Here is a 14,385-nt window from a genome sequence, read left to right on the forward strand (position 1 = left end):
AGGGGTTCAATAGATTAAGTCATTGAATTAATCATTTGGTGAACTGTTCAATTTTCTTAAGGTTTTCCTCATAGGCTTTTTGTTGATAGACCATAACTTTGTCATATCCTGCTTTTCTGCGGTCTTCCAAAAAGCGAGCAAACAGCTGGTCGAATTCCTCATCTGAGGAAGCCAGCAGCAGCTTCGGCAATGTCTTGCCCCAAATTTTATCTATCTGGCCTGACGCAATGCCCTCTGCCGAAGTTCCGGTCGGTTTAATATTGTCATATTGGGAGAAGCCTTTCGTCTTGCCTTTCGTCCAATCCTCTGGCTGCTTATACGGCTCGACGCTGGGCGGCGCCCACTGCAAATTCATATTCGTATCCATCAGCATCCAGAAGGTGAAGGAGGCGCCATATTTTTTATCAAAAGCAGAACGATCCTTGTTCAGCAGCTCCTGTACCTCCGGCTTGAAGGCTGGCTTACCGTTAACCATGTCCCATAGCTTGCCCTGCTCCCCCAGATATAGGTCGCGATTTCCTTCCTCGCTAATCAGATAAGTCAGAAATTCAATAGCCCGCTCCTTGTCCTTGACATCCTTCGAAATAAGCGTCACCGTCCAGCCGGAAATACCCGGCCCGGCCAGCATCGGCGGGTCCAGCTTACTGTTCGAAGGTCCATCCACCGCGATATAGACGGAGTTCGGGTCCTTCGCATATAACAGTACCTGTTGCGTGGCAAAGTCAGAACGCTGATATAGCATGGCAAAATATCGGCCCTGTGCCACCTTTTCCTCCATTTGCGGACGTTTGTCGATAAATACGTCCTTGGCGATCAGGCCCTGCTCATTTGCTTGACGGAATGTTTTGAGCCAGCGAATATACTCTTCGTCCGAACGACGATCGTATAGCTTGCCGTCCTTTTCATGAGGAATGGCTAGGAAATTGAGTAAATACTCTTCAAAAGAATAATTTCCGTTATCTGTAAATTCGTGAAATCCTATCGGGATAAGAGGCTGACCGTTCACCTCCGGAAATTTCTCTTTCACTTTTTGAAGCGCTTTCAAAAATCCTTCCGGTGTTCTCATATCCGGCTTGCCGATCGCCTCGTACATGTCCTTCCGAACCATAAACGTCTGGTTGGAAACAAAATTTTGGCCGTATTTTTGATAATCCTGTGGCGAAGAAGAAGCATTAGGATACCCGTATACATTCCCGTCCGTTTGGCGATACCAGGACATTTTCGCCGGATCAGCTATTTTAATCAGATACGGATCGTATTTCTCGGCCAGCTTGTTGAGCGGAAGCACCATCTTGCCTTCAATCATTTTTTTGACCGCGTCCTCTCCCCAACCAAGCGTGACAAAATCAGGCAGCTTGCCGGAGGCCAGCATGGTATTGAGCTTTTCATTTTCATTCCCTGCGGGTACGATAAAATTGACACTGACCCCGGTCTTTTGCGTAACATACTTCGAGGTCATATCCGTTCCCCACTTGTTCGGGAACCAGGAAAAGTTCAAATACCAGTCAAACGTAATCGGCTCCATATCCGCCTTCCATCCTGGTGCATCTGCCGTAGCCTTGGTCTTCTCGTCCTGTAATTCCGTGACAGTACCGCCTCCACCGGACGTACATGCAGCGAGCAAACCCACCAGCAGAACAGAAGCCAACAGCCCCTTCTGCCATTTGCGAATGTTCATCATAAATCTCCCCCTTGGATGATGTGCTATCCCTTAATCGAGCCGATCATCAGACCCTTGACGAAATATTTTTGCAGAAAAGGATATACCAGTACAATGGGCAGTGTCGTCACAACCATCGTCGCCAGCTTGATCGATTGCGAAGTGACGGACTGGGCAACGATCCCCGATGCAGCAGCCATCATCTGATTAGAGCTGGATTGGGCAACAACCCGGTACAAATACGTTTGAATCGGCTGAAGATCCGTATTATTAATATAGATCATTCCAGTAAAATAATCGTTCCACTGGTATACCCCATGAAACAACGCAATCGTCGCTACTACCGGCATAGATACAGGAAGCACGATCCGGCAAAAGATACCGAAATCGTTCGCACCGTCTATTTTCGCCGCCTCTTCCAATGCATCCGGCAGTTCTCGGAAAAAAGCCATAAAAATAATAAGGTCAAAAAAGCTGAACATCGCAGGAATGATGTACACCCAAAAGCTGTCCAGCAGTCCGAGATCACGAATCAGCAAGTACGTTGGAATCAATCCCCCACCGAAAAACAGGGTGATGGTGCCAATCAGCATATACAGCTTGCGCCCGATCAGCTCCTTACGGGAATATGCATATGCAATCATAGCGGTAAAAAACACATGAACAATCGTGCCGATTAGCGTCTTCGCAATAGTCACTCCCATCGCGGTCATAATACCGTTGTTGGCAAACACGGCCTGATAGCTGCCCAGACTGAAGACCCTCGGCCACCAGTAAATGCCGCCCCGCATAGCGTCTGCTCCTTCGTTAAAGGAGTTCACCAGCACATACCACACCGGATACAACGTCACAAAACAAACGATCAGCATGAAGACGTTGTTCACGAAATCGAATATCGCTTCGCCTGCTGTTCTGCGTTGCAATAGCTGCATGCAGCCGTCCTCCTTCAAAATAGGGATGTATTATTCACCCGCTTGGTCACCGAATTGGCAATTAGCAGCAAAATGAGAGCAAGAACCGATTTTAGCAAACCCACTGCGGTAGAATACGAGAAACGGCCCTGCTGAATGCCCAACTGATATACATAAATATCAACTACATTACTTGCACTTTCATTCAGCGAGTTACGCAGGACGAGAATTTGGTCGAAGTTGGAGTTCAATATGCCGCTAACCGCCAAAATAAATAAAATAGATATTGTCCCCTTGATAGCGGGAAGGGTGACGTACCACATTTTCTGAAACCGTCCGGCTCCGTCAATGGTGGCCGCTTCATACATGTCCGTAGATACCCCCGCCATTGCTGCCAAATAGATAATAGCTGACCATCCAAGCTCCTTCCAGATATCCGTGCTAACGACGATAGCCCAAAAATAGCTCGGCTCTGCCAAATAACTGATCGGCTGGTCAATCCAACCCCAGGCTAGCAACAGTTGATTAATCATCCCGGTATCTGCCAGCCACGTCGTTAAGATCCCGCCAAGAATGACCCAAGATAAAAAGTGAGGAAGGTATGAAATGGTCTGAATAGATTTTTTGAACCGAGTAGATCGTATTTCATTCAGGAAGAGAGCAAATACAATAGGCAACGGGAACCCGATGGCCAGCTTGAGTAGGCTAATGCCCAGTGTATTTTTGACAATGTACCAAAAGTTATCATCCTCCAAAAAGGCCCGAAAATGCTCTAACCCCGCCCAAGGTGCGCTTGATAGGGTACCAATAATGTCAAAATGTTTGAAAGCAATCAAAATGCCGTACATCGGAATGTAATGAAAAATAATCATCCAAACCACCCCAAGCAGCGCCATAGTCTGCAAATGTCTTTGTTGAACCCATTTGCGCGCTAGTGATGCCCCTCTCCCCGATCGAACTGGCGGCTGTGTCTGCGGATTCTTCCATCCTGTACTCATACGAAAACCTCCCTTCTTTGTAATGTAAGCACTTACATTTATTATTTTAGAGGCTTCTGCTTCGAATGAGTAGTACTGGATTTTTCGATTTTGGTATCTAAAGTTCAGGTGGGGATCTGACTATACGCACAAGTTTTCTTCCAGCCTTTGGATTTTTACATCTATTAATTTACGAAGAAGACTATCAGATGGTACGATAAGACTATATGTGATTCCAATCATTACCTATATACCTAGATCAGGAGGATTAAGAATGGAAGAATTGGTTCGTTCGATTCAGAAACAGGTTCGAATTAAAAAGGTTGCCTGCTGGGCGGGGCTTATCATGTTTGGCCTGTGTACTTTAGTTGGCATTGCAGCTCAGGAATGGCTTATGACGCTCTTGGCGCTCGCGATGACAATTTTATCCGTCTATGGATTAACCATGATGCGTGGTATGACAAAGTTTACTAAGGAGTATCAACCGGGAAAGGGCTACGGTTATTATCGTCGTACGGTACAACAAAAGCTGCGCTATCTAACTTGGGGACAGTGGTTAGTAGGCGGCCTTATTGTCCTGATGTTCTTTATATTTAACGTCCGACTTAGCGCTTTTCTCATAGCTATTCTGGGTATCCTAACCATTCAGTTCAGTATCAAAAAACGAATTAAAAATCACCAGGAGCCCGATATCACTGAGCTGGATGAGTTTGTACGAATGGGGATTGTTTCTCCGCATGAGCAGACTATTGGGGTATATAAAGATTTTCTACACCTGAGCCATACGTTTCGGGGTAACCAAATTGTTATCGTTACAGACAAACGCCTGATTTCTGTATTTGTGGAGGAACAAGGGCGTGCGGTTAAAACGGAAATGCTGCTCTCGGGTATAAACAAAATACGCGCAATCGGTACGGGTTTTCAGGGTCAAGGTATATTGCTGTCTGTAAGTAACCGTGACCATAACGAGCTTCACATTCATATGGTCGGGAAAAGCATTTTCTTTTCTCCAGAGCAATTCATAGGCTCCTTGCTACGGGCACTAGATGCAGCGTTAAAAAGCAGATCATACAGCACGGAAGAACCATTCCCGAGCTACCAACAGACAAGGATTTCATTGCACCCATCAGAACAAGGTTTGCTGCATAAACCTACGACAGCTTAAATAATTTTGGGACATGTACCACGTTATATATATGCGTTATGATCGATCTTCATAATACGCCAAATAGCAAGTAAGCCCTGATCTTAATGAGCTTACTTGCTATTGGGTGTACTTCTACTTTACTTCTGCCTTCTTAATGATTGGCTCCATGATAAAACACCGTGATGAGATCATGACTTGTAACAAACACTAGCAAGCTAAACAGACTGAGCGACAGAGGGCGTGAAATCAATTTTTTCATCCTTTAACACTCCTTTTAAAATAGTTATATATTGGTCTTGCTGTGTTGCTGTAGCTTGGGATCTGAAAATTTCAAATATAGCGGTACATTTCCTAAACTCATGCTCATGTTCCATACCCAGGGTATCGGACAGCATGAGAGATTGCAGGATATAGCCCAACGCAACCGTAAACTGTTGTTGCTTGATATAATAAAGAGCCAACTGATAGCAAAAGCGAAAATAATAAGATACATTCACGGGCTCTTCAAAATATTTAAAACCTTCAATTTGTTCGGCAAATGATTCAAGCACAGCCTCTAAAGGATAGTCATATCTCGACGCTCCCTCAACGATAGAAAGAAGACCCGGTAACAGCTCTTCCGGATTGTTACGAAGAAATTGCATGTATTCCTGCAACACTTCGGCATGGCCTGACAAAATATCAAGGGCATACAAATTAGCTCTGGCAGCATAGCGGTAATATTCGACCTCTGCTTCCCCATATTGATCGAGACCATTAAACCAGCCCAATTCTGCATATTTTTCGATGCAATCGCGAGCGGCCTCATACTTGCCCTGTTTTTGGAAAGCCATGCCTTTCATGAGATGACTGTAGCCGTAGTAGTAGACTAGCGGCCGTTTGGTATGTATGGGTTGTATAGGTTTCTTGCGCGCTTTGTAGAGCTGCAATTCCTGATACTTTTGGTTGACATGGTTATACAGTCGGTCGCATAAAGCAATCATATTGGCACCATCCGCAAATGAAAAAGACAGCTTAATCATGTTAACAAGTGTGTCTAGATCTGTGATGTCGGAGTGAACAAGATCATCCACCGTTCCCGCCTCCTTATCCGACTTTTATATTCACCAAACAAAAGTAAGATCTAAATCCTAACTAAAAATAACTTAATTACGTAGTTATTACGTAATTAAGTTATATCATAAATTCAAACATATGACAAGTGCATTATGATAATATATTCCAGTTTTTAAAATACCGATGTAAGTGGATCGTTCACTTGTTCATTTCCATGTGAAGCAAAGGAAATGCCTTACCTGATCCATCCAGTGCAGATCGCCCCGTTTGTACAAAGCCGTAATGTCTGTAGAAAGCATACGCTTTCTCGTTCTGCTCATTCACGTCCACTTTGAGATGCTTCCCTTTTATTTTTTCAGCATACTGGATGAGTCGGCTGCCTATGCCCTGCCCATGCCGTTCAGGGTCCACAAACAGCATCTCTATTTTCAATCCGTCCAGCCCGATAAAACCTGTTGGTTCTTGACTTGTATTCCATTCCATCCAAACTTCAAGTTCTTTTAAAACACCATTGCGTACGATATGATGATAAAAGTGAATGTCCTCTTCCGACAAAAATGTGTGCGTCCGGCGTACAGCCCGCTCCCAAATATCAACGAGTTGATCATGATTTTCTTCACGATAAGCAACAATTTCATTTTGCACTTGTACTTCCCCCCTCATTTAAAAATCGATATTGCATGTTTTGCAGTAAGTCTAACATGCCTATTTTGAAGCATACAAACACAAAAAAGGAAGCGGAATAATTCCGCCTCCCTTACACTACAGCCTTTTACAACGTAACACCGTTTTTAAAAATAGCGAGCTCTCTGAAATTGTTTTTCTCATTGTTCACCCAGGTTCCGCTGGCTACATCGACAATGTAATCGACAAAGTTGCGGAGCGCTTCTTCCATACTGACATCCTCCACCAGTGAACCAGCGTTATAGTCGATCCAATGAGGTTTAGCTTTATACAACGGCGAGTTGGTTGAGACCTTCATCGTCGGAACAAAGGAGCCAAACGGCGTACCGCGTCCGGTTGTGAAAATGACGAGCTGGCAGCCCGCTGCGGCGAGAGCTGAAGATGCCACCAGATCGTTCCCCGGCGCGCTGAGCAGGTTGAGTCCCTTCGTCTTGAGACGTTCCCCGTACTGAATGACATCAGTGACCGTGGAAGACCCGGATTTTTGCGTGCAGCCCAGTGATTTATCCTCCAGTGTCGTGATGCCCCCTGCTTTATTGCCCGGTGACGGATTTTCGTATACTGGCTGCTTGTAATCCAGAAAATATTGTTTGAAATCGTTAATCAGATGTACGATCTTATTAAATACTTGCTCATCGGCAGCGCGCTCCATTAAAATCGTCTCCGCCCCGAACATTTCAGGTACTTCTGTCAATACCGTTGTTCCACCTTGCGCGGCCATATAATCCGACAATCGTCCGAGTAATGGATTGGCAGTAATACCCGATAAGCCATCAGATCCACCGCATTTCAAGCCGATGTTGAGCTCAGACAAAGGTACAGGTTCCCGTCGATCTTCTTGCACGGCCGCAAAAATTTCGTGGAGCAGCCTTACCCCTTCCTCTACTTCATCCGACACATCCTGGGAAAGCAAAAACTTTACCCGCTCCGAATCATATTCCCCGATGGCTTCCTTAAATTCTTTCATTTCATTGTTCTCACAACCCAAACCCAGTACAAGTACGCCACCTGCGTTCGCATGTTTTACGGCATCGATCAAAATCGTGCGTGTATGTGCATGATCGTCACCCAACTGAGAACAACCATAGTTATGCTTGAGCACAAGTGCATTTTCAAAAGGTGAAATATCTCCAGCTTCCTGCTTAAAACGGTTTAAAATAAGTTCAGCGATCCCGTTCACACAGCCGACCGTCGGCACAATCCACAACTCATTGCGAATCCCCACACGACCGTCCTTTCGCCGAAAACCTTGAAACGTACGACTCTCCTGTTCATATAAATGAGGAGCTGGCTTAGGCTTATAAGTGTACTCCTCCACGCCTGTCAGGTTCGTCTTCGTATTATGCGTATGCACATGCTGACCTGCCTGAATGGGCTGAATGGCATGACCGATGGGATATCCATATTTCAGAACATACCCACCTTCAGGTATATCCTGCAAGGCGATTTTATGCCCACGTGCTACATCCTCGGCTAGCTCCACCCGTTGTTCTTCTTGTGCTCCCCACGCCAGTGTCTCTCCCTGCTTGTAATCACGCAAGGCGACAGCCACGTTATCTTGATCATGAATTTGAATGAATTCCAGCATTCCGGTCTCCTCCTTGCTTATGCTCTGGGCACGCTGTTCCCGGTTAGAGAATCGAGCGTCTCCTTCATTCCTCTGCTTGTAATTTCATACACGTGCTGTGCCGTTTGTTCAGCCAGTCCTTCGATCTGATTCAGGTCTTGACCCCACCATGACTGCCGGCCAAGTGCCAGCGCAGTCAATTGCTTCGCCCCGGCAAGAGTACCGTCATATTGACTCCACAGTTCACCAAACGTACTCAACACTTCAGCTTCGTCAGCCAACGCAATCGACTCGCCATTTCTGTCACCCCGGTAAAATACGAGCAAGGACGCCAGTGAAAACACGATTTTGACAGGCAGCGCCTTACGTTGCTCCACATACTGGAGCAAAGATGGCAAGTTCCGTGTCTTGAACTTGGACACCGAATTTAGTGCGATACTCATAACATAATGACTTACATAGGGATTACGGAATCGTTCAATAACATCATCGGCATATACATTCAATTCCGCTTCTGGCGAGTCCAGCGTCGGAATAATTTCTTCTCGAATCAGCGACTGGATAAAGTTTCCCATAATCTCATGCTCGACCGCCTGCCCCACCGTGTCCAGGCCATATAAATAAGCTACAGGTGTAAGCGCCGTATGTGCTCCATTCAAAATGCGTACTTTCCGTGTACGGTAGGGCGCCATATCGTCGACAATCAGTACATTCAATCCGGCCAAATGCGCAGGTAATTCTTCTTTAAGCCACTGTGGCCCTTCAATAACCCATAAATGATACTGTTCACCCACAACAACCAAATCGTCCTTGTAACCCATTTCTGCTTGAATTTCATGGATTCGGTCTTTGGGATAACCAGGTACAATCCGATCGACCAAACTGTTGCAGAACGTATTCGATTCCTCCAACCATGCAATAAACTCAGCCCCAAGCTTCCATTGGTCCGCATATTTCAGTACGATTTCCTTGAGAGCGTCTCCATTACGGTCGATGAGCTCGCACGGAATGATCACCAATCCCTTGCTCTGATCGCCCCCGAAGAATTGAAAGCGCTTGTACAGAAAGGCGGCTAGCTTGCCTGGAAAGCTCTTTTGCGGACGATCTCCCAATTGATCCTCTGGGGCATAAGCGATCCCCGCTTCCGTCGTGTTCGACACGACAAAACGCAGCTCCGGCTTTTGGGATAATGCTTCATACTCCAAAAAGTCCGAACCGTACGGATTAATCCCACGAGTGACGCACTCCACAACGGTATGCTCCTTCATGGCCTTCCCATCCTTGATCCCTTCAAGAATAACCGTATACAGGCCATCCTGCTCGTTAAGCTTCTCCACGAGGCCTCCTGGCTGCGGTTGTACAATCACAACTCCCGTATTCCATTCTGCCAGCTTATTCATTTTGTCAAATTGCCAGTCTACAAAAGCACGCAGGAAGTTCCCTTCCCCGAATTGCAGCACCCTCTCAGGAAGTGGTTCAGTAACGATAAAGCTTTTTCTGTTTAATTGGTCTAATTCATCTACTTGTTTCATCCGGAGTAACCTCCCACAATTACCATAATGATTTCATCGTTATTTTATCACAATGCACACGTTAACAAAATAGTTTTATCAACATTTTTAGTTTAAAAAAATAATAATGACAATAATATGAACACGTTAACATATACGTTTATATAAAAATCTGCAAGTATATCGTCCTTTTTCTGTTGTTTCGCACCTGATCTAAGACGGTTAAGGCTAACTATCACCCTATCCCGAGACCTTGCTCTTATATACATTTCAGAAGAATAGACGCAAGAAAGCACGGGCAGGATAACACTACTTACTAGGCAGGAGGAACATCTATGAAGACAATCGCAGATACTATTGTACAAGTTTTGGTCAATGCAGGGGTCAAGCGGATTTATGGCATTGTTGGAGATTCTCTAAATAATATGGTTGATTCCATTCGCAGCAACGGTCAAATTGAATGGATTCATGTAAGGCATGAAGAAGTGGCTGCCTTTGCAGCTGGAGCAGATGCTGACCTTAGTGGCAGCATTGCTGTATGTGCTGGAAGCAGTGGTCCCGGAAATTTACATCTGATTAATGGTTTATATGATTGCCACCGCAATCGGGTGCCTGTACTGGCTATTGCCGCTCATATTCCAAGCGACGAAATCGGAAGTGAATATTTTCAAGCTACCCATCCTGAGCATCTTTTCGGAGAATGCAGTCACTTCTGTGAGGTTATTACGACACCGCGTCAAATTCCCAGAACGGTGACCATGGCCATTCAACAGGCAATTTCACGTTCAGGTGTATCCGTCATTGTTCTTCCCGGTGATGTAGCAGCTTTGGAGGCGGAAAAGGTACCCGTCCCTGAACATGTCTACCATCCCACTGCACCTGTAGTGCATCCGTCCGCTTCCGAAATTTCCCGACTGGCCGAATATTTGAATAAAGGCAAACGAATTACGTTACTATGCGGCGCTGGCTGTGCACAATCTCACGACTTGCTCATGCAGTTATGTGACAAGCTAAAGTCCCCCATGGTATCCGCTCTGCGAGGCAAGGAATATCTGGAGTATGACAACCCTTATTATGCTGGATTGACCGGACTGATCGGGTATTCTTCCGGGTACCATGCGATCATGGATTGTGACGTCCTGCTTATGCTCGGAACAGACTTCCCTTACAGACAATTTTACCCTGAGGATGCGATTGTCCTACAGGTAGATATAGAGCCAGCCCATCTCGGCAGACGTACTCCGTTGACGTATGGTTTATGCGGGGATGTAAAAGCCACATTGGAAATGCTGCTACCGCATTTAACATCAGAGCATGACTCCAAGCATCTAGAGAAAACCGTCTCCCACTATACCAAGGTACGCCAGGAGTTGGATGATCTTGCCGTCGGTAAACCAGGTCATACGCCGATCCATCCGCAATATCTCGCCAAGGTCATCAGTGACGCCGCGCAGGAAAATGCTATTTTCACTTGTGATGTCGGTACTCCCACTGTATGGGCGGCGCGTTATTTGCAGATGAACGGTCAGCGTCGGCTTCTCGGCTCGTTCAACCATGGCACGATGGCAAATGCCCTGCCGCAGGCGATCGGAGCGCAGGCCACTGAGCCTGACCGACAAGTGATTGCCCTCTCAGGCGATGGCGGACTCACGATGCTGATGGGCGACCTGCTCACCCTGAAGCAGCATCAGCTGCCTATTAAAGTCATTGTTTTCAATAATGGCGCTCTCGGTTTTGTCGAGTTGGAAATGAAAGCGGCCGGATTCCTGGAAAACGGCACGGAACTGGTGAATCCTGATTTTGGTGCTGTAGCGCAAGCCATGGGACTCAAGGGCATCCGGGTTGAAGATCCGACAATGCTGGAGGATGCCATTCAGCAAGCATTGGCTCATGATGGCCCTGTTGTGGTAGACGTGGTGGTTAACCGTCAAGAGCTATCCATGCCACCCAAAATTAATCTTAAACAAGCAGAAGGATTTACACTGTGGATGATGAAAGCGATGCTGAACGGACGCGGTGACGAGATTGTAGAACTAGCTAAAACCAATCTCTTTCGTTAAATACAGACGAAGCGGAGCACATTTTAACCTAAAAGAGGCAGAAACCATACATCTAGCATGGTTTCTGCCCCTTTGGCCTGCCTGTTAATTAAACGAGACTCAGCGTGGTCTGCCTGCCGTTGATTTCCGCTTCATGAGCGCGGTCTCCATAAATATAAGCTCACCCTCATTGGACGGTGACTGAATTCGTTCCAGAATGCAGGCGGCTCCGCGCTCACTTATCTGCTCAATCGGTCTTTTGACCGTTGTTAACGGTGGAGTCGTATACATTGAGAACCCGATATCGTCAAAACCAATGACAGAGATATCCTCTGGTACCTTCAAGCCATTTTCGAATACCGCATTCATTGCCCCAATAGCCATATCATCGTTAGAGCAAAATACCGCTGTCGGCGGCTCCTGCAAGGAAAGCAGTTGCTTCATTGCCTGGCTTCCGCTTTCAGTATCATAATGGCCTTGCACGATATATTCATGTCGAATCGGCTTGCCACTATCAATTAACGCATTCATAAAACCCTCGCGGCGTTGCTGGGTAGACTTGAAGCCTTCTACCCCTTCAATGATCGCAATGCGTTCATGCCCACTTTCAACGAGAAAGGAGACCGCTTCATAGGACCCTTCTTTATCATTAGAAATCACATTTACAATCCCCGCCCCGGACACCTGCCGATTCAGAACAACAAGCGGAATACCTTGACCGAGCACATGATAAATAAAAGGGTTGTCCGCCTCGCTCTGGCTCATTAGAATGATACCATCAAAACGCTTGCGGTGAATGGCCGAAAAATCGGCGTAATCGTCAATTCCTCGCACAAACAGATTGTAATCTACCCCAATGACATGATTAACTCCACGGATGGTATCCGCAAAAAAACTGGAGCTGGTGCCTTCAGAAATACTGGTGAAAAACAGGCCAATCGTATGCGAGCGCTGGAGAACCAGGCTTTTGGCATTAAAATTTGGGATGTAATTGAGTTGCTCTGCCAACTCCATAATTTTGCGTTTCGTATCTTCTTTAATCAGCGGGCTGTTATTGAGCGCCCGGGAGACGGTTGTATGGGAAACATTAGCCAATTTGGCAATGTCCTTAATGGTAGCTGCCATATACGTATCCTTTCCTTAGTGAGGCTCTAAAAAAATTATATACCCACCATACCACAGGAGCCGCCCGGAAAAGAAGACTTTCACAAATTATACGCGGTTATCCGCATGTCGACGTTGTAACTCTTGAACCATTTCTGCATGTCTGCTGTCCGTCAGCTTGTACATTTTACCGATGACCAGCATGGCCAAAGCCAGGGCAACAGCCGGATAGAGACAAAGCAATGCCTTGATCCCAAGCAGCGTTCCAGAGGACTGAACCACATTCGGAACATACCCGATGAGCGCTAGTCCAATACCCGATAGAAAGCCAGACAAGGATTGAGCCAGCTTACGTGAAAAGTTAAATAACGAGTAAGTAATCCCTTCTTTACGCTCTCCGGATGACCATTCGCCATAATCAATGATATCGGACACGAATGCCCAGGTCACCCCGTTAGGAATACTAATACCAATGAACGAAATACTGGCCAGGATTGTGAAAATGTATACATTGGAAGGCATAAAAAAGTTAATGGAGTCGGCAATGACACTAACCAGCATCCCCAGTATGGCTGTTTTTCGTTTACCGAAGCGCCGTACCAGCTTGGGCAGGAATAACACACCCAGTAGCGACGAACCGATAATAATAAAATTCATATAAGCCATTAATTCTACATGCCCCAAGTTATATTCGGCAAAATAGATCAGCAGTGCGGACTTGATATTGTACGCGGATATGGTGAAAATCGTCATCAAAACGAGTACCAGCAAAGGCTTGTTATTCGTAAAGGTATGCACAATAACGCCTATAGATAGCTTCTCTTTTGGCCCGGACTGGCTAATAATACGTTCTTTCGTTCCTCGGTAACATATGATGAAAGCGATCACACCAATGAGTGACATAATCCCCATCACAACCGGATAGCCAACATGGTGGTTAGGAAACAGTAAAATAAGCGGCATGACAACGACACTGGTGACGAATAATGCGCCCAGAGATCCCGCCTGACGGAAAGATGACAATGAGGCACGCTGATGAGTATCCTGCGTAATAGCGGCACCCAGCGAGCCGTATGGAATGTTTACAATAGAGTAGCCAATTCCCCAGATCATATAGGACGCATAAGCGTAAATGAGTTTTCCAGTAGGCGAAATATTCGGCGAAATAAAGGTAAGAATCGTAAGAATTGCAAGGATAACGCTTCCAACGATAAGAAAAGGTCTAAATTTTCCACGTGTACCGATATGTTTGCGATAATCAACAAAGGACCCGACAATGGGATCACAGACGGCGGCAAACAGCTTGCTGACCAAGAAAATGCCTGCGGCGGCTCCTGCAGAAACCCCAGCTACATCTGTAAAAAATTTCAGCAAATACAACTGCCCCAAATCAAACATGAATCCGTTTCCAAAGTCACCCATACCATACGAAATCTTTTCTTTCAGGCTAATATGCTCGCCTGTCTTGTTGTCAGTTTGGACGCTCTCCTGCACGATAGGCACTCCCATACCTACACACTCCTCTATGTTTGTAATTATTTTCACATAATTAGTTCAGGATTTTGCAAAATTCGATTCCAGTCGCTCCGAAGTGCAAAATATAGACGAACTAAACCATTTCGATCTATATCTTGTTCATTGGAAGTCGCTTATGAGATTTTTGCAAAATCCTCAGTTGATAACTAATTTATTTTCAATTGCTCTTACCGGGAGTTTTCAAACAAGCTCC

Annotated in this window: 11 protein-coding genes; 2 read left to right on the forward strand and 9 right to left on the reverse strand. The window is 45.8% G+C overall.

Annotation, left to right across the window (positions count from 1 at the left end):
- Positions 1–31 precede the first annotated feature (31 nt).
- Genes MHB46_RS03695 through MHB46_RS03705 form a run of 3 tightly spaced genes read right to left on the reverse strand, consistent with a single transcriptional unit; the run spans position 32 to position 3,569 of the window.
- Complete coding sequence (locus tag MHB46_RS03695; protein ID WP_341163680.1) at positions 32–1,678, reverse strand: extracellular solute-binding protein; 1,647 nt, start codon at positions 1,676–1,678, stop codon at positions 32–34.
- Between the two features lie 26 nt (positions 1,679–1,704).
- Positions 1,705–2,592 (reverse strand): carbohydrate ABC transporter permease, encoded by an 888-nt coding sequence (locus tag MHB46_RS03700; RefSeq protein ID WP_341161651.1) that lies wholly within the window; start codon positions 2,590–2,592, stop codon positions 1,705–1,707.
- A 14-nt stretch (positions 2,593–2,606) separates the two neighbouring features.
- Positions 2,607–3,569 carry an ABC transporter permease gene (locus MHB46_RS03705; RefSeq protein ID WP_341161652.1) on the reverse strand — a complete coding sequence of 321 codons (963 nt, stop codon included), beginning with the start codon at positions 3,567–3,569 and terminating at the stop codon, positions 2,607–2,609.
- Between the two features lie 253 nt (positions 3,570–3,822).
- On the opposite strand from MHB46_RS03705, the gene MHB46_RS03710 reads away from it, so the two are divergent.
- Complete coding sequence (locus tag MHB46_RS03710; protein WP_209941881.1) at positions 3,823–4,713, forward strand: hypothetical protein; 891 nt, start codon at positions 3,823–3,825, stop codon at positions 4,711–4,713.
- Positions 4,714–4,910: 197 nt separating this feature from the next.
- On the opposite strand, the gene MHB46_RS03715 is transcribed toward MHB46_RS03710, so the two are convergent.
- From MHB46_RS03715 to MHB46_RS03730, 4 genes are all read right to left on the reverse strand, one after another.
- Complete coding sequence (locus tag MHB46_RS03715) at positions 4,911–5,768, reverse strand: DNA-binding protein (protein ID WP_341161653.1); 858 nt, start codon at positions 5,766–5,768, stop codon at positions 4,911–4,913.
- 181 nt (positions 5,769–5,949) lie between these two features.
- On the reverse strand, positions 5,950–6,396 hold the full coding sequence (locus MHB46_RS03720; RefSeq protein ID WP_341161654.1) for a GNAT family N-acetyltransferase: 447 nt from the start codon (positions 6,394–6,396) through the stop codon (positions 5,950–5,952).
- Between the two features lie 127 nt (positions 6,397–6,523).
- Positions 6,524–8,023 (reverse strand): UxaA family hydrolase, encoded by a 1,500-nt coding sequence (locus tag MHB46_RS03725; RefSeq protein WP_209941876.1) that lies wholly within the window; start codon positions 8,021–8,023, stop codon positions 6,524–6,526.
- A 17-nt stretch (positions 8,024–8,040) separates the two neighbouring features.
- Positions 8,041–9,534 carry a tagaturonate reductase gene (locus MHB46_RS03730; RefSeq protein WP_341161655.1) on the reverse strand — a complete coding sequence of 498 codons (1,494 nt, stop codon included), beginning with the start codon at positions 9,532–9,534 and terminating at the stop codon, positions 8,041–8,043.
- A 314-nt stretch (positions 9,535–9,848) separates the two neighbouring features.
- Between MHB46_RS03730 and poxB the strand changes: the two genes are divergently transcribed.
- Positions 9,849–11,573 (forward strand): ubiquinone-dependent pyruvate dehydrogenase, encoded by a 1,725-nt coding sequence (poxB, locus tag MHB46_RS03735; RefSeq protein WP_341161656.1) that lies wholly within the window; start codon positions 9,849–9,851, stop codon positions 11,571–11,573.
- Between the two features lie 99 nt (positions 11,574–11,672).
- Here poxB and MHB46_RS03740 read toward each other — a convergent pair whose 3' ends face one another.
- Together MHB46_RS03740 and MHB46_RS03745 are read right to left on the reverse strand one after the other, a co-directional pair.
- Positions 11,673–12,677 carry a LacI family DNA-binding transcriptional regulator gene (locus MHB46_RS03740; protein WP_069079639.1) on the reverse strand — a complete coding sequence of 335 codons (1,005 nt, stop codon included), beginning with the start codon at positions 12,675–12,677 and terminating at the stop codon, positions 11,673–11,675.
- Positions 12,678–12,764: 87 nt separating this feature from the next.
- On the reverse strand, positions 12,765–14,165 hold the full coding sequence (locus tag MHB46_RS03745) for an MFS transporter (protein WP_061830333.1): 1,401 nt from the start codon (positions 14,163–14,165) through the stop codon (positions 12,765–12,767).
- Between the last annotated feature and the right edge of the window lie 220 nt (positions 14,166–14,385).

The sequence above is a fragment of the Paenibacillus sp. FSL H7-0703 genome, from assembly GCF_038003485.1.
In the GTDB taxonomy this organism is placed as follows: Bacteria; Bacillota; Bacilli; order Paenibacillales; family Paenibacillaceae; genus Paenibacillus; species Paenibacillus polymyxa_B.

What these genes read in the sequence shown, in the direction of transcription:
- MHB46_RS03695 (WP_341163680.1), bottom strand. Translation starts at nt 1,678, where the DNA reads ATGAACATTCGCAAATGGCAGAAGGGGCTGTTGGCTTCTGTTCTGCTG.
- MHB46_RS03700 (WP_341161651.1), bottom strand. Translation starts at nt 2,592, where the DNA reads ATGCAGCTATTGCAACGCAGAACAGCAGGCGAAGCGATATTCGATTTC.
- MHB46_RS03705 (WP_341161652.1), bottom strand. Translation starts at nt 3,569, where the DNA reads ATGAGTACAGGATGGAAGAATCCGCAGACACAGCCGCCAGTTCGATCG.
- MHB46_RS03710 (WP_209941881.1), top strand. Translation starts at nt 3,823, where the DNA reads ATGGAAGAATTGGTTCGTTCGATTCAGAAACAGGTTCGAATTAAAAAG.
- MHB46_RS03725 (WP_209941876.1), bottom strand. Translation starts at nt 8,023, where the DNA reads ATGCTGGAATTCATTCAAATTCATGATCAAGATAACGTGGCTGTCGCC.
- MHB46_RS03730 (WP_341161655.1), bottom strand. Translation starts at nt 9,534, where the DNA reads ATGAAACAAGTAGATGAATTAGACCAATTAAACAGAAAAAGCTTTATC.
- poxB (WP_341161656.1), top strand. Translation starts at nt 9,849, where the DNA reads ATGAAGACAATCGCAGATACTATTGTACAAGTTTTGGTCAATGCAGGG.
- MHB46_RS03740 (WP_069079639.1), bottom strand. Translation starts at nt 12,677, where the DNA reads ATGGCAGCTACCATTAAGGACATTGCCAAATTGGCTAATGTTTCCCAT.
- MHB46_RS03745 (WP_061830333.1), bottom strand. Translation starts at nt 14,165, where the DNA reads ATGGGAGTGCCTATCGTGCAGGAGAGCGTCCAAACTGACAACAAGACA.